Annotated in this window: 16 protein-coding genes; 10 read left to right on the top strand and 6 right to left on the bottom strand. The window is 66.4% G+C overall.

Annotation, left to right across the window (positions count from 1 at the left end; translation table 11 throughout):
- Positions 1 to 10 precede the first annotated feature (10 nt).
- The 3 genes from xerC to hslU all read left to right on the top strand — a co-directional run bounded on the left by xerC (position 11) and on the right by hslU (position 3080).
- On the top strand, positions 11 to 883 hold the full coding sequence (gene xerC, locus ACZLIF_RS17735) for a tyrosine recombinase XerC (RefSeq protein ID WP_053520177.1): 873 nt from the start codon (positions 11 to 13) through the stop codon (positions 881 to 883).
- A gap of 183 nt (positions 884 to 1066) precedes the next feature.
- Positions 1067 to 1618, top strand: a complete 552-nt coding sequence (gene hslV / locus ACZLIF_RS17730; RefSeq protein ID WP_053520176.1) for an ATP-dependent protease subunit HslV — start codon at positions 1067 to 1069, stop codon at positions 1616 to 1618.
- A gap of 88 nt (positions 1619 to 1706) precedes the next feature.
- Positions 1707 to 3080 (top strand): ATP-dependent protease ATPase subunit HslU, encoded by a 1374-nt coding sequence (gene hslU, locus ACZLIF_RS17725; RefSeq protein WP_053520175.1) that lies wholly within the window; start codon positions 1707 to 1709, stop codon positions 3078 to 3080.
- Between the two features lie 56 nt (positions 3081 to 3136).
- On the opposite strand, the gene ACZLIF_RS17720 is transcribed toward hslU, so the two are convergent.
- On the bottom strand, positions 3137 to 3796 hold the full coding sequence (locus ACZLIF_RS17720) for a TetR family transcriptional regulator (protein WP_065175175.1): 660 nt from the start codon (positions 3794 to 3796) through the stop codon (positions 3137 to 3139).
- A 221-nt stretch (positions 3797 to 4017) separates the two neighbouring features.
- Here ACZLIF_RS17720 and smeD point away from each other — a divergent pair, with 221 nt between their 5' ends.
- The 3 genes from smeD (at position 4018) to smeF (ending at position 9817) form a co-directional block, all read left to right on the top strand.
- Positions 4018 to 5199, top strand: coding sequence for a multidrug efflux RND transporter periplasmic adaptor subunit SmeD (gene smeD / locus ACZLIF_RS17715; RefSeq protein WP_065175174.1), 1182 nt, complete (start codon positions 4018 to 4020; stop codon positions 5197 to 5199).
- Between the two features lie 12 nt (positions 5200 to 5211).
- The gene (gene smeE, locus ACZLIF_RS17710) at positions 5212 to 8334 is read left to right on the top strand and encodes a multidrug efflux RND transporter permease subunit SmeE (RefSeq protein WP_478462153.1); all 3123 of its coding nucleotides are present in this window, start codon (positions 5212 to 5214) and stop codon (positions 8332 to 8334) included.
- Positions 8335 to 8431: 97 nt separating this feature from the next.
- Positions 8432 to 9817, top strand: a complete 1386-nt coding sequence (gene smeF / locus ACZLIF_RS17705; protein WP_128989969.1) for a multidrug efflux RND transporter outer membrane subunit SmeF — start codon at positions 8432 to 8434, stop codon at positions 9815 to 9817.
- A gap of 285 nt (positions 9818 to 10102) precedes the next feature.
- On the opposite strand, the gene ACZLIF_RS17700 is transcribed toward smeF, so the two are convergent.
- From ACZLIF_RS17700 to ACZLIF_RS17680, 5 genes are all read right to left on the bottom strand, one after another.
- Positions 10103 to 10555 (bottom strand): REP-associated tyrosine transposase, encoded by a 453-nt coding sequence (locus ACZLIF_RS17700; protein ID WP_128989971.1) that lies wholly within the window; start codon positions 10553 to 10555, stop codon positions 10103 to 10105.
- Between the two features lie 192 nt (positions 10556 to 10747).
- Positions 10748 to 11170, bottom strand: coding sequence for a low affinity iron permease family protein (locus ACZLIF_RS17695; protein WP_053520445.1), 423 nt, complete (start codon positions 11168 to 11170; stop codon positions 10748 to 10750).
- Positions 11171 to 11239: 69 nt separating this feature from the next.
- Positions 11240 to 11566: a hypothetical protein gene (locus ACZLIF_RS17690; RefSeq protein ID WP_111186202.1), complete on the bottom strand. Its 327-nt coding sequence runs from the start codon at positions 11564 to 11566 to the stop codon at positions 11240 to 11242.
- A gap of 74 nt (positions 11567 to 11640) precedes the next feature.
- Positions 11641 to 11901 (bottom strand): hypothetical protein, encoded by a 261-nt coding sequence (locus ACZLIF_RS17685; protein WP_128989973.1) that lies wholly within the window; start codon positions 11899 to 11901, stop codon positions 11641 to 11643.
- Positions 11902 to 12098: 197 nt separating this feature from the next.
- On the bottom strand, positions 12099 to 12551 hold the full coding sequence (locus ACZLIF_RS17680) for a nucleoside deaminase (RefSeq protein WP_128989975.1): 453 nt from the start codon (positions 12549 to 12551) through the stop codon (positions 12099 to 12101).
- A gap of 80 nt (positions 12552 to 12631) precedes the next feature.
- Here ACZLIF_RS17680 and ubiE point away from each other — a divergent pair, with 80 nt between their 5' ends.
- The 4 genes from ubiE to ACZLIF_RS17660 all read left to right on the top strand — a co-directional run bounded on the left by ubiE (position 12632) and on the right by ACZLIF_RS17660 (position 17000).
- Complete coding sequence (gene ubiE, locus ACZLIF_RS17675; RefSeq protein ID WP_053520441.1) at positions 12632 to 13393, top strand: bifunctional demethylmenaquinone methyltransferase/2-methoxy-6-polyprenyl-1,4-benzoquinol methylase UbiE; 762 nt, start codon at positions 12632 to 12634, stop codon at positions 13391 to 13393.
- 234 nt (positions 13394 to 13627) lie between these two features.
- Positions 13628 to 15556, top strand: a complete 1929-nt coding sequence (locus ACZLIF_RS17670) for a M1 family metallopeptidase (RefSeq protein ID WP_128989977.1) — start codon at positions 13628 to 13630, stop codon at positions 15554 to 15556.
- A gap of 92 nt (positions 15557 to 15648) precedes the next feature.
- Complete coding sequence (locus ACZLIF_RS17665; RefSeq protein WP_128989979.1) at positions 15649 to 16380, top strand: hypothetical protein; 732 nt, start codon at positions 15649 to 15651, stop codon at positions 16378 to 16380.
- Positions 16380 to 17000: an HAD family hydrolase gene (locus ACZLIF_RS17660; RefSeq protein ID WP_128990019.1), complete on the top strand. Its 621-nt coding sequence runs from the start codon at positions 16380 to 16382 to the stop codon at positions 16998 to 17000. Before ACZLIF_RS17665 ends, ACZLIF_RS17660 begins: the two co-directional genes overlap by 1 nt.
- Positions 17001 to 17018: the final 18 nt, after the last annotated feature.

Genomic DNA, 17018 nt, shown 5'->3' with positions numbered 1-17018 from the left:
CGCGGCGGCGATGAGCGCGGTCATGGCGTTCCTGCAGCACCTGCAGGTGGAACGGCGGATGTCGGCGCATACGCTGGACGCCTACCGTCGCGACCTGGATGCGCTGGCGGCATGGGCCGAGCCGCGGGGCGTGCCGGTGGAGGCGCTGGATGCTGACGCCGTGCGACAGTTCGTCGCCGATGAACATCGCCGGGGCCTGTCGGCCAAGAGCCTGCAGCGGCGGCTGTCTGCCTGCCGCAGCTTTTATGCGTGGCTGCTCAGGCATGGCCGCATCGAGGTCAGTCCAGCGGCCACCCTGAAGGCACCGCGAGCGCCGCGCAGGCTGCCGCAGGTGCTCGACGCCGATGAAGCAGTGCAACTGGTCGAACTGGAACCGGAAGGCGAGCTGGGGCGACGCGACCGCGCGCTGCTGGAGCTGTTCTATTCCTCCGGCCTGCGCCTGAGCGAGGTCTGCGCATTGACCTGGCGTGACCTGGATTTTGCCAGCGGACTGGTCAACGTGATGGGCAAAGGCAACCGCCAGCGCCGGGTACCGTTCGGCAAGCCGGCGCGCGAGGCACTGCTCGCCTGGCGCAGCGAAAGCGGCGGCGCCCCGGCCACCCCGGTGTTTCCGGGCCGCAACGGGCCGATCAGCCAGCGCGCGGTGCAGATCCGCATCCGCCAGCTGGCGCAGCGGCAAGGGCTGTTCAAGCACGTGCATCCGCACATGCTGCGGCACAGCTTCGCCAGCCACATCCTCGAGTCGTCCGGCGACCTGCGCGGCGTGCAGGAACTGCTGGGGCACGCCGACATCGCCACCACGCAGATCTACACCCATCTGGATTTCCAGCACCTGGCCAAGGTCTACGACGCTGCGCATCCGCGCGCCAAGCGCCGCCGGTAGCCGACCGTCCGCCGGGCATGGCCCGGCGCTACCGGTTTCGTGGGCTATCGCCGTGGTAGCGCCGGGCCATGCCCGGCGGATGCAGCGGCCGCTGGCGCCCGAGCCCTGAACGGCAGCCATCCGCGCAGGCTTGATCGGCCCCGGCGCTGTCCCCATGTCCCGGGAACAGCTATCGGAGGCCGCATGGACCCCAGTCAGAACCCCAACGTTTTCCACGCCACCACCATCGTCTGCGTGCGTCGCGGCGAGCATGTGGCCATTGCCGGCGACGGCCAGGTCACGCTCGGCCACACCGTGATGAAGGGCAATGCGCGCAAGGTGCGCCGGCTGGGTCGCGATGGCCAGGTGCTGGCCGGTTTCGCCGGCGCGGCCGCCGATGCCTTCACCCTGTTCGAGCTGTTCGAGGCCAAGCTGGAAAAGCACGGCCAGCTGCAGCGTGCCGCCGTCGAGCTGGCCAAGGACTGGCGCACCGAGCGTCGCCTGGGCAAGCTGGAAGCACTGTTGGCCGTGGCCGACAAGGAAACCTCGCTGATCATCAGCGGTACCGGCGACGTGATCGAGCCGGAAGACGGCATCATCGCCATCGGTTCCGGCGGTTCCTACGCGCTGTCGGCGGCCCGCGCGCTGATGGCGCACACGGCGCTGGATGCGCGCACCATCGCCAGTGAAGCGATCAACATCGCGGGCGACATCTGCATCTACACCAACCGCAACGTGGTGGTCGAGGAGCTGTGACGCTCCCTGATCCGCCGGGCATGGCCCGGCGCTACCGGCCGGGCCGTCTGGTTCCGGTGTCATCGACAACGCATTCGTGAGCCCATCCATGTCGAAGATCGAAGTTTCCTCTGCCACCATGACACCGCGCGAAATCGTGCAGGAGCTGGACCGGCACATCGTCGGCCAGCACGACGCCAAGCGTGCCGTGGCCATCGCCCTGCGCAACCGCTGGCGCCGCATGCAGCTGCCGGCCGAGTTGCGCAATGAGGTCATGCCGAAGAACATCCTGATGATCGGCCCGACCGGCGTCGGCAAGACCGAGATCGCGCGTCGCCTGGCCACGCTGGCCAATGCGCCGTTCGTGAAGGTCGAAGCGACCCGTTTCACCGAGGTCGGCTACGTCGGCAAGGACGTCGAACAGATCATCCGTGATCTGGCCGATACCGCGGTCAAGCTGTACCGCGAGCAGGCCAAGGTGCGCGTGCGCACCCAGGCAGAAGAACGTGCCGAAGACCGCATTCTCGATGCGCTGCTGCCACGCCGCAGCGGCGGCATCGGTTTCGACCCGGAAGTGGCGCGCAACGAGCCGTCGGCACAGGACAACGAAACCCGCATCAAGTTCCGCAAGATGCTGCGCAATGGTGAGCTGGACGAGCGCGAGATTGAACTGGATCTGGCCGCCAACGTCAGCATGGACATCATGACGCCGCCGGGCATGGAGGAGATGGGCCAGCAGCTGAAGTCCATGTTCGCCAATCTCGGCGGTGGTGCCAAGGCGCACAAGCGCACCTTGACCATCAAGGCGGCACGCCCGCTGCTGCTGGAGGAAGAAGCCGGCAAGCTGGTCAACGAGGACGATATCCGCACTGCGGCGATCGAAGCCTGCGAGCAGCATGGCATCGTCTTCATCGACGAGATCGACAAGGTTGCCAAGCGCGGTGACAACGTGGGTGGTGGCGACGTCTCGCGTGAAGGCGTGCAGCGCGATCTGCTGCCGCTGGTGGAAGGCTCGAACGTGTCGACCAAGTACGGCACGATCAAGACCGACCATATCCTGTTCATCGCTTCCGGTGCCTTCCATCTGGCCAAGCCGAGCGATCTGATTCCGGAGCTGCAGGGTCGTTTCCCGATCCGCGTGGAACTGGGCGCGCTGAGCAAGGGTGATTTCGTGCGCATCCTGACCGAGCCTAAGGCGGCGCTTACCAAGCAGTACGAAGCGCTGCTGGCCACCGAAGGCGTCAAGGTCAGCTTCACTGCCGACGCCATCGACCGCCTGGCCGAGATCGCCTTCCAGGTGAACGAGCGCCAGGAGAACATCGGTGCCCGCCGCCTGCATACGGTACTGGAGCGCCTGCTGGATTCGCTCAGCTACGAAGCGCCTGACCGCGATGGCGAGACCCTGGCCATCGACAGCGCTTACGTCGATGCGCATCTGGGTGAACTGGTGCAGGATCCGGACCTGAGCCGCTACATCCTGTAACGCAGAAGGCCGCCGAAAGGCGGCCTTCTTGTTTGAGGGATCCGACCCCTGTGCGCTCAGGCCTCCGGCAACGGCGCAGGTACGGTGCCCGGCTCGAACACGCCTTCCTTCACGTAGGCGGCCAGGGTCATGTCCAGCGCGAGCATGCCGTCGCGCTGGAGATCCATCAGATCCGGCTCGACCATCGCGCCATGCAGCACCCCCAGCACGGTCGCGTGCAGCATGCGCGCGGCGATCTTCGGGTCGGCGCCTTCGCGCAGCTGGCCCAGCGCCTGCGCGCGTCGCAGCGCACGCTCCATCCGGTCCAGCGCGTCGCGGAAACCGGCCTGCTGGAGTTCGGTCAGCACCTTGGTATCGGCCGACGCATCGCTGCGCAGCATGATCTCCATGGTCTTGCGCAGGCGCTCGTCTTCGGACAGCTCGATGAAGGAATGGATCATCACCGCGCGCAGATCATGCACCGGCGTATCGCGCTGCTCGGTGGAGGTGCGCTCCAGCTCCTGCATGAAAGGCAGGTGCACCCGTTCGATGATCGCGGCCAGCACCTCGCCCTTGTTCTTGAAGTGCCAGTACACGGCGCCGCGGGTATAGCCGGCGCGGGCACCGATCATCTCCAGCGTGGTACGGGCCACGCCATGTTCATGGAAGCAGGCTTCGGCGGCGTCAAGGATGCCTTCCCGGGTTGCCTGGGTGTCCTCTTTGGTCTTGCGGGCCATGGGTACGAGTACGGGTGAAACGTGGCTGAATTGTACCTGGTTACAAACAAATACGCATGTATGTATATTTCACCTCCATCGTTCCCGTCGTGTGCGTGGCTGTCCTGTTCCGGCACCCATGCCTGCCCGGGTGGGCGTTGTACGAGAGGCCTCAACCCGTTCCCGGGAAGTGTCCGCCGTATCAGTGCCTACTGAGATTCTTCCTTCCAAGAGCCTTCCCCATGTTGCTGAGCCGAATCCGACCCTTTGCGCTGTCGCTGGCCATCGCCACGACCGTGGCCGCCTGTGGCGGCGAACCCCAGGCCCCCGAACAGGGGCCCGGCCAGGTCAGCGTGGTCACGCTGAAGTCCGAGACCGTGGGCCTGACCCGCGAGTTGCCGGGCCGGACCAATGCCTTCCTGGTGGCCGAAGTCCGTCCGCAGGTCAGCGGCATCGTGGCCAAGCGCCTGTTTACCGAGGGCGGCATGGTCAAGGCCGGCGAGCCGTTGTACCAGCTGGATGACGCCAGCTACCGCGCCCAGGCCAACAGTGCCCGCGCACAGCTGGCCCGCGCCGAAGCCACGGCCAACGCCGCGCGCCTGAGTGCCAAGCGCATCACCGAGCTGGCCAAGGTCGATGCGGTCAGCCAGCAGGATCTGGAAAACGCCGTAGCCGCGCAGAAGCAGGCCGAGGCCGATGTCGGTGCCGCCCGGGCTTCGCTGGATTCGGCCAACGTCACGCTGGGCTACGCCCGCATCACCGCGCCCATCAGCGGCCGCATCGGCAAGTCCAGCGTCACCCAGGGTGCGCTGGTGAACGCCGGCCAGGCCGACGCCCTGGCCACGGTGCAGCAGCTGGATCCGATCTATGTCGACCTCACCCAGTCCTCGGCCGAGCTGCTGCAGCTGCGTCGCGAGCTGGCCGCCGGCCGCCTGCAGGACAACCAGCAGACGCCGGTCAGCATCCTGCTGGAAGACGGCAGCGCTTTCGAGCACAAGGGCACGCTGGAGTTCTCCGAAGTCAGCGTCGATCCGGCCACCGGCAGCTTCGGCCTGCGGGTGAAGGTGGAAAATCCCGATGGCCTGCTGATGCCGGGCATGTACGTGCGCGCAGTGATCGGTGGCGGCGTGCGCAGCGACGCGGTGCTGGTGCCGATGCAGGGCATCGCCCGGGATGCCAAGGGTGACACCACGGCGATGGTGGTCGGCAAGGACAGCAAGGTCGAAGTCCGCCCGGTCAAGGTCAGCCGCACCATCGGCGACAAGTGGCTGGTCGAGGATGGCCTGAAGCCCGGCGACAAGGTCATCGTCGAAGGCCTGCAGAAGATCGGCCCCGGCATGCCGGTCAACGCCACCGAAAAGGGCGCCGCACCGGCCAAGCCGGCCGCTGCCCCGCCTGCGGCTCCGGCCGGCGACGCGAAGTAAGCGGAGAATTCCATGGCACGCTTTTTCATCGATCGACCCATCTTCGCGTGGGTCATCGCCATCATCATCATGCTCGCCGGCGGCCTGGCCCTGTTCAAGCTGCCGGTCTCGATGTATCCCAACGTCGCTCCGCCGGCGGTGGAAATCAGCGCCACCTACCCGGGTGCCTCGGCCAAAGTGGTCGAAGACTCGGTGACGCAGATCATCGAGCAGAACATGAAGGGCCTTGATGGCCTGATCTACTTCTCCTCCAACAGCTCGGCCAACGGCCAGGCGACCATCACCCTGACCTTCGAGAGCGGTACCAATCCGGACATCGCGCAGGTGCAGGTGCAGAACAAGCTGCAGCTGGCCATGCCGCTGCTGCCGCAGGAAGTGCAGCGGCAGGGCATCAACGTGGCCAAGTCCAGCTCGGGCTTTCTGAACGTGATCGCCTTCGTCTCCGAAGACGGCAGCATGGATGCCAACGACATCGCCGATTACGTCGGCTCCAATGTCGTCGATCGCCTGAGCCGAGTCCCGGGCGTGGGCAACATCCAGGTCTTCGGCGGCAAGTACGCCATGCGCATCTGGCTGGACCCGAACAAGCTGCATACCTATGGCCTGTCGGTGCCGGAAGTGACCGCAGCGATCCAGGCACAGAACGCACAGGTGGCGATCGGCCAGCTGGGCGGCGCGCCGTCGGTCAAGGGCCAGCAGCTCAACGCCACGATCAATGCGCAGTCGCGCCTGCAGACGCCGGAGCAGTTCCGCAACATCGTCGTGCGCGGCGCGCAGGACGGTGCCGAACTGCGCCTGGGGGATGTCGCCCGCGTCGAGCTGGGCGCGGAATCCTACGACTTCGTCACCCGCTACAACGGCCAGCCGGCCAGCGGCCTGGCCGTCACCCTGGCCACCGGCGCCAATGCGCTCGACACCGCCGCCGGCGTGGATGCTGCGCTGGACGACCTGAAGAACTTCTTCCCGGCCGGCCTGAAGGCCGAGATTCCGTACGACACCACGCCGTTCGTACGCGTGTCGATCAAGGGCGTCGTGCAGACCCTGATCGAAGCGATCGTGCTGGTGTTCGTGGTGATGTACCTGTTCCTGCAGAACTTCCGCGCCACCCTGATCCCGACCATCGCCGTGCCGGTGGTGCTGCTGGGCACGTTCGGCGTACTGGCGATGCTCGGCTTCTCGGTGAACATGCTGACCATGTTCGCAATGGTGCTGGCGATCGGCCTGCTGGTGGACGACGCCATCGTGGTGGTGGAGAACGTCGAGCGCATCATGTCCGAGGAGGGCCTGTCGCCGCTGGAGGCCACCCGCAAGTCGATGGGTCAGATCACCGGTGCACTGGTCGGCATCGGCCTGGTGCTGTCGGCCGTCTTCGTGCCGATGGCCTTCATGAGTGGCTCCACCGGCGTGATCTACCGGCAGTTCTCGGCCACGATCGTTTCGGCGATGGCGCTGTCGGTGCTGGTCGCGATCGTACTGACCCCGGCGCTGTGCGCCACCCTGCTCAAGCCGCTGAAGAAGGGCGAGCATCATGTCGCCCACCGCGGCCTGGCCGGTCGCTTCTTCAACGGCTTCAACCGGGGGTTCGACCGCACCAGCGAAAGCTACCAGCGTGGTGTACGCGGCATCCTGAACCGTCCGTGGCGCTTCATGGGCATCGTCGCCGCGCTGTTCGTGCTGATGGCGGTTCTGTTCATGCGCCTGCCCAGCTCGTTCCTGCCCAATGAAGACCAGGGCGTGCTGATGGCGCTGGTGCAGGCCCCGGTCGGCGCCACCCAGGAACGTACCCTGGAATCGATCGCGGCACTGGAGAACCACTTCCTGGAGAACGAGAAGGCGGCGGTCGAGTCGGTGTTCTCGGTGCAGGGCTTCAGCTTCGCCGGCATGGGCCAGAACGCAGGCATGGCCTTCGTCAAGCTGAAGGACTGGAGCGAGCGTGACGCCGACAACGGCGTGATGCCGATCACCGGCCGCGCCATGGCTGCGCTGGGTGGGATCAAGGACGCCTTCATCTTCGCCTTCCCGCCGCCGGCGATCCCGGAGCTGGGCACTGCTTCGGGCTACACCTTCTTCCTGAAGGACAACAGCGGCCAGGGCCACGATGCGCTGGTGGCCGCGCGTGACCAGCTGCTCGGCCTGGCGGCCGGCAGCAAGAAGCTGGCCAACGTCCGCCCGAACGGACAGGAAGACACGCCGCAGTTCCGCATCGACATCGACGTGGCCAAGGCAACGTCGCTGGGGCTGTCGATCGCCCAGGTCAATACCACCCTGGCCACCGCATGGGGCAGCGCGTACATCGATGATTTCGTCGATCGTGGCCGCGTCAAGCGCGTGTTCGTGCAGGCCGACCAGCCGTTCCGCATGGCGCCTGAGGACTTCGATCTCTGGTCGGTGAAGAACGACAAGGGCGAGATGGTTCCGTTCAGCGCCTTCGCCAGCAAGCACTGGGATTACGGCTCGCCGCGCCTGGAGCGCTACAACGGCGTGTCGGCAATGGAAATCCAGGGCGAACCGGCCCCGGGGGTCGCCTCCGGTGACGCCATGGCCGAGATCGAGCAGCTGGCCAAGCAGCTGCCGGCGGGCTTCGGCATCGAGTGGACCGCGATGTCCTACCAGGAACGCCAGGCCGGCTCGCAGACTCCGCTGCTGTACACGCTGTCGCTGATGATCGTGTTCCTGTGCCTGGCCGCGATGTACGAAAGCTGGAGTGTTCCGACCGCCGTGCTGCTGGCTGCCCCGCTGGGCATCCTCGGCGCGGTGCTGGCCAACACCTTCAAGGGCCTGGAGCGCGACATCTACTTCCAGGTGGCAATGCTGACCACGGTGGGCCTGACCAGCAAGAACGCGATCCTGATCGTCGAGTTCGCCAAGGAGAACCTGGAGAAGGGGGCCGGCCTGATCGAATCGATCATGCATGCCGTGCGCGATCGCCTGCGTCCCATCGTGATGACCTCGCTTGCGTTCGGCATGGGCGTGGTGCCGCTGGCGATCTCCACCGGTGCCGGTTCCGGCGCCAAGCAGGCCATCGGCATCGGCGTGCTGGGCGGCATGATCGTCGGCACCGCTTTGGGCGTGTTCTTCGTGCCGCTGTTCTTCGTGGTGGTGCAGCGCGTGTTCAAACGCAGGACCGCCGAGTGATGGAATCCGGCAGCGCCGGGCCATGCCCGGCGGATGCCTTACCGCGTAGCTGCCGGGAACGTCCCGGCGCTACCACCGTGACCCCCAAGGTGTCGCCATGAAATTCTCTTCTCTTGCTGTATCCCTGGCCGCCGTGCTCACGGTCGCCGGCTGCTCCACCCTCGCGCCGAAGGACACGGCCGTTGCCCCGGCGATTCCTGCGCAATGGCCGGCAGAGGCCACGCAGGGCCAGGCTGCCGATGTGGCCACGCTGGGCTGGCGTGACTTCTTCAGCGATCCACGCCTGCAGCAGGTGATCGGCCAGGCGCTGGACAACAACCGCGACCTGCGCGTGGCCGTGCTCAATGTCGAGCGCGCACGCGGCCAGTACCGGGTGCAGCGCGCCGACCGCGTGCCGGGTGTGGCCATCACCGGGCAGATGGAGCGCACGGGTACGGATGCGGGAGTCACCGAGCAGTTCACTGCCGGCGTCGGCGTGGCCGAATTCGAGCTGGACCTGTTCGGCCGCGTGCGCAACCTCAGCGAAGCAGCACTGCAGCAGTACTTCGCCATCGCTGCCAACCGCCGTAATGCACAGCTGAGCCTGGTGGCCGAGACGGCAACGGCGTGGCTGACCTACGGCGCCGACAGCCAGCAGCTGAAGATCGCCGAAGCGACGCTGAAGACCTATGAGGATTCACTGCGCTTGGCAGAAGCACGCCATGAACGTGGCGGCAGTTCAGCACTGGAACTGACCCAGACCCGCACCCTGGTCGAAACCGCGCGCACCGACGCCGCACGCCTGCGCGGCCAGCTCGCGCAGGACCGCAATGCCCTGGCGCTGCTGGCCGGTGGCCAGGTCGACCCGGCTCTGCTGCCGGATGGCATCGAGCCGCAATTGCTGGCACTGGCCCCACCGCCGGCCGGCCTGCCCAGCGACGTGCTGTTGCTGCGCCCGGACATCATGGCGGCCGAACACCAGTTGCTGGCCGCCAACGCCAACATCGGCGCTGCCCGCGCAGCGTTCTTCCCGAGCATTTCGCTGACAGGCAGCATCGGCAGCGGATCGAATGAACTGTCGAACCTCTTCGACAGCGGCACGCGCGTGTGGAGCTTCCTGCCGAAGATCACCCTGCCGATCTTCCAGGGCGGCCGTTTGCGTGCCAATCTCGACATCGCCAATGCAGATCGTGACATTGCACTGGCGCAGTACGAGAAGGCGATCCAGAACGGCTTCCGCGAAGCGGCGGATGCGCTGGCGATGAACGTCAGCCTGGATGAGCAGGTCAGCGCGCAGCAGCGTCTGGTCGACGCGGCCGAGCAGGCCAACCGGCTGTCGCAGGCGCGCTATGACGCCGGCCTGGACAGCTTCGTCAGTCTGCTCGACGCGCGTCGTACGGCCTACAGCGCGCAGCAGACGCGGCTGCAGGCGCAGCTGGCCCAGCAGGCCAACCGCATCACCCTGTACAAGGTGCTGGGCGGCGGCTGGCACGAACGCAGCTGACGGGACGCGCCGGGCATGGCCCGGCGTGGATTCCGGTAGCGCCGGGTCATACCCGGCGGCGCTTCGATCAGGCGTTCGCAGGGCCTGACGCAGGCCCCGCTGTGCGCTCGCCGGGGATGGCCCGGCGCTACCTGTCGGCGGGATCCCGGTAGCGCCGGGTCATACCCGGCGGCTTTTCGGTCAGACATTCGCAAAGTCTGACGCAGGCCACACCTGTCGGTGAGATCCCGGTAGCGCCGGGTCATACCCGGCGGCGCTTCGATCAGACATTCGCGGGGCTCGGTACTACCGCAGGGACCAGCGGCACCAGGCGAATGGATACTCGTCCAGCTGAATCGCCAGCCCCGCACGAACGGGATTGCCAAGGATGTACAGCGCATGGCGCCTGATTGCATCTTCAGTGCGCACCGCATGATCGAAGTAGCTCGGCTGCCATAGCGGCGTCTGCACGCCAAATTGCTGCCCCAACAGCCTGCTGCTGCGTGATTTCAGCGTTCCCATCAGGCGCGCAAGTGTTCCATCACGGAGTTGCACCAGCCAATGCAGATGATCGGGCATGACGACCCATGCGAATGAATGGCTGAGTCCCATGTGTTCGACGTAGCGAAGCGAATCCACAAGGCATGCAGCACAACGGGGATCCGCAAAAACACGCCGACGTTGCCGCACGACGGTCGTGAGCACATAGTAGCCTTCGATGCGCGAATCGCGGCCGCGCGTTAGGTGACGACTGGACATGCGGCCAGTCTGTGCCGGAGGGATGCATGCGTTTATCAGCGATTGCCAATGAACCAGGTGGGGAACCGCCGTGTTGCAGCTTTACCTTGAGGAACCGCGCTGCGCGCTCGCCGGGCATGGCCCGGCGCGGATTCCGGTAGCGCCGGGTCATACCCGGCGGCGCTTCGATCAGGTGTTCGCAGGTCGTCAGGGCTACACCGCTTCGTCATCACGGCGCACCGTGTGGCAGGCCCGCACACGGGCCAGCGCGTCGCCGGCTTCGCGTGCCATCCGCTCATATTCGGCGCGGATCTCTTCGAGCCGCTGTTCGTCCAGTTCTTCCAGATCCAGCAGTTCGTTGTTGGCTTCCGCGGTGGCACGGATCAGCTCGTCCAGCTTGATCTGCATCGCCGCGGTATCGGCGTTCTGCGTGTGCTGGATCAGGAAGACCATCAGGAAGGTGATGATGGTGGTGCCGGTGTTGATGACCAGCTGCCAGGTGTCGTTGAAACCGAACACCGGGCCGGAAATGCCCCACACCACCACGATGGCTACTGCGCCCAGAAAGGTCCACGGAGAGCCGGTGGCGGCCGCGGCCTTCTTGGCGATGGTATTGAACAGGTTTCTTGCTTTCATCGTCGTCGTCCCGCTGGGGTGACGCGATGATCGGCGCGTGGCCGTGCAGCCTGCGTGGAGCTGGCCTGCTCAGGCGCGCAGGCGCGGAGCGTCCTGCAGGCGCACGCGGCTGGCCTGGTAGACGTGCTGCCAACAGCGGTCGACGAACTCGCGGGCCTGTGCTTCGCTCAGCCGCGGCATGATCTGCAGCGCATACTGGGTCTGGAACATCTCATCACGCTGCGCGTTGCTGGCGCGCGGCTGGGTGATCAGCGAATCGCAGGCGAACTTGATCCAGGGCACGTAGGAACCGAACGAATTGTGAGGCAGCGCACCGTCGGCGTGCTGGCGGCGCCAGTGGTCGAGTTCCGCATCGACGTCGATGACCGGGGGAATGGCAGGGACTTCAGTGTGCATGTCGATCCAATCGGTTGAGGTGGACGTGGAGTGGGGGGCATCGCAGTGTGCCCCGGCCGCCGGTGGAAGCGGTGTCATCGCAATGTGGAAACAGCGTTGCGATGACCGATCAGTTGGGCGTGCTCGACCACGCCGAGGTCTTCAGCGATGTCCGCCATCGCGTTGCACAGGCGGACGTGGTCGTGTGGATGGTCGCGCACCAGTTCCAGCTGCATGCCCTGGTAAGCGGTCCAGAACAGCGCACCGCGCCGGTGCAGCCGATACTGGTTCCGCAGCCGGGTGCGGATTGCGTCAAGGATCGGATCGGGCGTGGGGCTTGCGGCGTGCGCGCACATGGCTGGCTCCGCCGGGGTAGGAGGCCCCGGTAACCCCACCGTAGGCGCACCGGAGCGATGGGGTGTTACCGCAGCGTGTGCATGCGTGCTGACTGAGTGCGCAGCGCGTCACATCGAACGCCGCAGACGCTGACTGCACAAGGGCCTGCCGCGGATGAAGCATTCATTAAACGCGGGCTGGGGTCAGTCCACGGCACTCATTCGCCGATGTCTTCGTTCCAGATCTCGGGATATTGCGCAATGAAGCCCCCGAGCAGGTCGACGCATTCCTGGCTGTCGAGGTCGATCACATTGACGCCGTTTCCGCGCAGCCAGTCGATGCCGCCCTGGAACGTGCGGGACTCGCCGACCACCACGGTGCCGATGTTGAACTGGCGCACCAGTCCCGAGCAGTACCAGCACGGGGCCAGGGTGGTCACCATGATCGTGTCGCGGTAGCGACGCTGGCGCCCGGCCTTGCGGAAGGCGTCGGTCTCGCCGTGCACGGAGGGATCGCCTTCCTGCACCCGGCGGTTGTGGCCGCAGCCGAGCAGGCGACCGTCGTTGTGGTACAGCGCCGCGCCGATCGGCACGCCGCCCTCGGCCAGGCCCTGGCGGGCTTCGGCGATGGCGGTCTGCAACAGGGCCTGGTAATCAGGTGTGGTGATCATGCGGGGCTCCGGAAGGTCATGGGCTGCCATGATAAGGCGCCATTCCCCCGCAGCGGCCCTGGCGGTGCGATAATCGGGGCATGAGCGAATCCCCCTACAAATCCGGTACCACCCATTTCGGGTTCCGCGACGTCGCCGCCAAGGACAAGCAGAAGCTGGTCGGGCAGGTGTTCACCTCGGTCGCGCGCAACTACGACCTGATGAACGACCTGATGAGCCTGGGCGTGCACCGGGCGTGGAAGCGTTACTACGTGGCCACCGCGCAGGTGAAGCCGGGTGACCGCGTGCTTGACCTCGCGGGGGGCACTGGCGACATTGCCGCCCTGCTGAAGGAGCGCGTCGGCGCCGAAGGTTCGGTGGTTCTGGGCGACATCAATGCCGGCATGCTGTCGGTGGGTCGTGATCGCCTCACCAACCGCGGCCTGGTGCTGGGCCTGGACTACGTCCAGTGCAATGCCGAGGCCCTGCCGTTCCCCGACAACAGCTTCGACCTGGTCACCATCGCCTTCGGCCTGCGCAACGTGACCGACAAGGATGCCGGCCTGCGCGAGATGTACCGCGTGCTCAAGGTCGGCGGCCAGGCGCGCGTGCTGGAGTTCTCCGAGGTCACCGCCGACTGGTTCAAGCCCATCTACGACTTCCACTCGTTCAAGATCCTGCCGAAGCTGGGCAAGCTGTTCGCCAATGATTCGGACAGCTACCAGTACCTGGCCGAGAGCATCCGCAAGCATCCGCCGCAGGACGAGCTGAAGGCCATGATGGGCGAGGCCGGTTTCGAGCGCTGCCACTACAAGAACCTGACCGGCGGCATCGTGTCGATCCACTCCGGCTACAAGCTGTAAGGCATCCAGGGCCGCCGGGCGTGGCCCGGCATCCGTCGGTAGCGCCGGGCCATGCCCGGCGGCTGTTCGATCAGACGGTCGCAAGGTCCGACGCAGGCCGCGCTGCGCGCTCGCCGGGCATGGCCCGGCGCTACCCGGCAACGCCGGCCGCCCTGCCTTACCCCGCACCGCGCAACGCCTGCGGGGCCGGAGGGAGGTACCATTGGGGTTTGCTCCCCGTAACGGTCCCGATTCATGCGCAATCCGCTGATGCTCCTTCCGTTGGCCGTGGCCCTGGCCGCTGGCTGCTCCCAGGAGGCGGCCGCGCCCGCCGCCGCCCCGACTGCCGAAAAGGCCCCCGCCGCTCCCGTGAACGCCGAGAACCGCAGCCACGACGAAAGCTCGTACGCCGAGCCGGACAAGGTCGTCATCAAGGACATCGCGCTGGACCTGAAGCTCGACTTCGACCAGAAGCAGATCGGCGGTACCGCGACCTACACCCTGGAATGGAAGCAGAAGGACGCCACGCAGCTGGTGCTCGACACCCGCGAGCTGACCGTGTCCAAGGTCGAAGCCGTTGCCGCTGACGGCGCGCGCAGCCCGCTGAAGTTCGAGCTGGCGGCGGCCGACAAGGTGTTCGGCAGCAAGCTGACCATCGAGGCCCCGCAGCAGCCGGCCAAGGTCGAGGTGACCTACCACACCGCGCCGACCGCCTCGGGCCTGCAGTGGCTGGCGCCCTCGATGACCGAAGGCAAGAAGCTGCCCTTCATGTTCAGCCAGTCGCAGGCCATCCATGCCCGTTCCTGGGTGCCGCTGCAGGACACCCCGAGCGTGCGCTTCACCTACAGCGCGCACGTGGTCTCGCGCCCTGACGTCATGGTGCTGATGAGCGCCGACAACGATCCGAAGGCCGCGCGTGACGGTGACTACACCTTCAAGATGCCGCAGCCGATTCCGTCCTACCTGCTGGCGATCGCCGCCGGCGATCTGGTGTTCGAGCCGATCTCCGGCCGCTCCGGCGTCTGGGCCGAACCGACCATGGTCGGCAAGGCGGCCAAGGAATTCGAGGACACCGAGAAGATGATCGGTGCCGCCGAGAAGCTGTACGGCGAGTACCGCTGGGGCCGTTACGACATGCTGGTGCTGCCGCCGTCGTTCCCGTTCGGCGGCATGGAGAACCCGCGCCTGACCTTCGCCACCCCGACCGTGATCGTCGGCGACAAATCGCTGGTGTCGCTGGTCGCCCACGAACTGGCGCACAGCTGGTCGGGCAACCTGGTGACCAACGCGAGCTGGAAGGACATCTGGCTCAACGAGGGCTTCACCACCTACGTCCAGGGCCGCATCACCGAAGCGCTGTACGGCAAGGAGATGGCCGAAATGGAGCGGCAGATCGACCAGACCGATCTGCTGGCGGAAGTGAAGGACATGAGCCCCGCCGACCAGGCACTGGCGCTGCCGCCGCTGAACGAGCGTGACCCCGATGAAGCCCTGAGCCAGGTGGCCTACGTCAAGGGTTCCTGGTTCCTGGAGTTCCTGGAACAGCGCTTCGGCCGCGAGACCTTCGATCCGTTCCTGCGCGGCTGGTTCGATGACCACGCCTTCCAGAGCGCGAATACCGACCAGTTCGTCGAGTACCTGAAGAAGAACCTGCTGCCGAAGAACCCGTCGGCAGTGACGGAAGCCGAACTGAAGGCATGGCTGGATGAGCCGGGCATCCCGGCGTTCGCGGCCAAGGCGCAGTCGCGCAACTTCAGCAGCGTCGATACCGCGCGCATCGCCTTCACCAGCGCAGGCACCGTGCCCAGCAGCCAGGTCATCGCTGACTGGAGCACCCAGGAGTGGGTGCGCTTCATCGACGGCCTGGGCACGACCCAGCCGCTGGACACGCTGGCCACGCTGGACAAGGCCTTCCACTTCACGGGCACGCCGAATGGCGAGATCGCCATGCGCTGGTATCCGCTGGCCATCCGCAGCGGCTACGAGCCGGCCAATGAGGCCGCGGCGGCATTCATCGAGCGTGTCGGCCGTCGCAAGCTGATCCTGCCGATCTACGCCGAACTGGTGAAGACGCCGAAGGGGCTGCAGCTGGCCAAGCAGGCCTTTGAAAAGGCCAAGCCGGGCTACCACCCGATCACCACCGCCTCGGTCCAGGACATGCTGGCCAAGGCCGAAGCCAAGTAAGAACAAGCGCCGGGCACTGCCCGGCGCTTTTTTTGTAGAGTCGAGCCATGCGCGACTTTGCAAGCATGCGAAAAACACGAAGGACCTCTGCCATGAAACGACTGATCCTGCTCACCGCCTGCACCCTAGCCCTGGCCGCCTGCAGCAATCCCGAAGAAGAGCGCAAGGCGCAGGAAGCCGCCGCGGCCGCCGTTCAGGCGCAGAAGGAAGCCAAGGCCGAGGACGTGGCCAGGCAGTACGACATGGCCGTCGCCGCGCAGGACTGGGAGCGCGCGCGACTGCATGGCGCCGCGCTGCTGGATGAGTACAAGGACACGGCCGCCGCCGAGCGCATCGCCGCAGGCTTCGACGAGGTCAAGGCCAAGGGCGATGCCGCGCGCGACCTGCGCCGCATGCAGGCGCTGTGGCAGTACAACCAGATACCGGTCGGCAACAAGGGCAACCAGGTGTCGGCGCAGATCTACAGCAAGGAGCGGGTGGACGTGGATGGCAGTGGCGCCAAGCCGGTGCAGCTGGTGTTCCGCGATCATCCGGAGTGGAAGCGGCACGCCTACCTGGTGCTGCAGGCGGGCGATTTCCGCTGCCCGAAGTGCACGGTGAAGGTGACCGTGGACGACGGCAAGCCGGTGTCGATGGCCGCCTGGCGGCCGCAGACCGATGAAGCGATTGCGCTGTTCATCACCGATCAGAAGGCGCTGTGGAAGCTTGCCCGCAAGGGCAGGTCGATCAGCATCGAGTTCCCGGTCAAGGCCGGCGGCACCCGCACGGCGGTGTTCGAGACCGGGGGCGTGGACGCAAGCCGCATGCCGTCGTGGTGGCAGTGATGCCGGGCGCGGCCACGGCCGCGCAGGCGCTGCCCGCGATCCGCCACTGGGTGTTCGACATGGACGGCACGCTGACCGTGGCCGTGCATGATTTTGCCGCGATCCGCCGCGCACTGGAGATCGCCGCCGAGGAAGACATCCTCGACCATATCGCGGCGCTGCCCGACGCATCGGCGCAGGCCAAGCGTGAGTGGTTGCTGGACCACGAGCGCGGGCTGGCCGAGGAGGCGTTGCCGGCACCGGGCGCGGTGAAGCTGCTGCGCGCGCTGGCGGCGGCTGGCTGCCGGCTGGGCATCCTGACCCGCAACGACCATGCGCTGGCGAAGCTGACGCTGGAGGCGATCGGGGTCGGCGAATTGTTCGACGATGCCGACATCATCGGCCGCGAAGAAGCGGTGCCCAAGCCTTCGCCGGATGGCCTGCAGCAGCACCTGCGGCGTTGGGGCATTGCCGCCGCGCAGGCGGTGATGGTGGGTGACCATGCCTATGATCTGGAGTGCGGCCGTGCCGCAGGCACGCACACCGTGCTGGTCAATCTGCCGGAGAACCCATGGCCGGGCCGGGCCGACTGGCATTTCGCCGATTGCCGCGCGCTGTTGGCAGCGTGGCAGGGCGCATGACCGTGTAGAGCCGAGCCC

The organism is Stenotrophomonas sp. 2201_Sma (assembly GCF_056486685.1).
Note: the sequence above shows the minus strand (reverse complement) of the source record. Positions and strands in the feature narration are given on the sequence as shown.

Excerpts from the sequence above, each read along its gene's own strand:
- xerC (WP_053520177.1), top strand. The coding sequence starts at position 11 with ATGAGCGCGGTCATGGCGTTCCTGCAGCACCTGCAGGTGGAACGGCGG.
- hslV (WP_053520176.1), top strand. The coding sequence starts at position 1,067 with ATGGACCCCAGTCAGAACCCCAACGTTTTCCACGCCACCACCATCGTC.
- hslU (WP_053520175.1), top strand. The coding sequence starts at position 1,707 with ATGTCGAAGATCGAAGTTTCCTCTGCCACCATGACACCGCGCGAAATC.
- ACZLIF_RS17720 (WP_065175175.1), bottom strand. The coding sequence starts at position 3,796 with ATGGCCCGCAAGACCAAAGAGGACACCCAGGCAACCCGGGAAGGCATC.
- smeD (WP_065175174.1), top strand. The coding sequence starts at position 4,018 with ATGTTGCTGAGCCGAATCCGACCCTTTGCGCTGTCGCTGGCCATCGCC.
- smeE (WP_478462153.1), top strand. The coding sequence starts at position 5,212 with ATGGCACGCTTTTTCATCGATCGACCCATCTTCGCGTGGGTCATCGCC.
- smeF (WP_128989969.1), top strand. The coding sequence starts at position 8,432 with ATGAAATTCTCTTCTCTTGCTGTATCCCTGGCCGCCGTGCTCACGGTC.
- ACZLIF_RS17700 (WP_128989971.1), bottom strand. The coding sequence starts at position 10,555 with ATGTCCAGTCGTCACCTAACGCGCGGCCGCGATTCGCGCATCGAAGGC.
- ACZLIF_RS17695 (WP_053520445.1), bottom strand. The coding sequence starts at position 11,170 with ATGAAAGCAAGAAACCTGTTCAATACCATCGCCAAGAAGGCCGCGGCC.
- ACZLIF_RS17690 (WP_111186202.1), bottom strand. The coding sequence starts at position 11,566 with ATGCACACTGAAGTCCCTGCCATTCCCCCGGTCATCGACGTCGATGCG.
- ACZLIF_RS17685 (WP_128989973.1), bottom strand. The coding sequence starts at position 11,901 with ATGTGCGCGCACGCCGCAAGCCCCACGCCCGATCCGATCCTTGACGCA.
- ACZLIF_RS17680 (WP_128989975.1), bottom strand. The coding sequence starts at position 12,551 with ATGATCACCACACCTGATTACCAGGCCCTGTTGCAGACCGCCATCGCC.
- ubiE (WP_053520441.1), top strand. The coding sequence starts at position 12,632 with ATGAGCGAATCCCCCTACAAATCCGGTACCACCCATTTCGGGTTCCGC.
- ACZLIF_RS17670 (WP_128989977.1), top strand. The coding sequence starts at position 13,628 with ATGCGCAATCCGCTGATGCTCCTTCCGTTGGCCGTGGCCCTGGCCGCT.
- ACZLIF_RS17665 (WP_128989979.1), top strand. The coding sequence starts at position 15,649 with ATGAAACGACTGATCCTGCTCACCGCCTGCACCCTAGCCCTGGCCGCC.
- ACZLIF_RS17660 (WP_128990019.1), top strand. The coding sequence starts at position 16,380 with ATGCCGGGCGCGGCCACGGCCGCGCAGGCGCTGCCCGCGATCCGCCAC.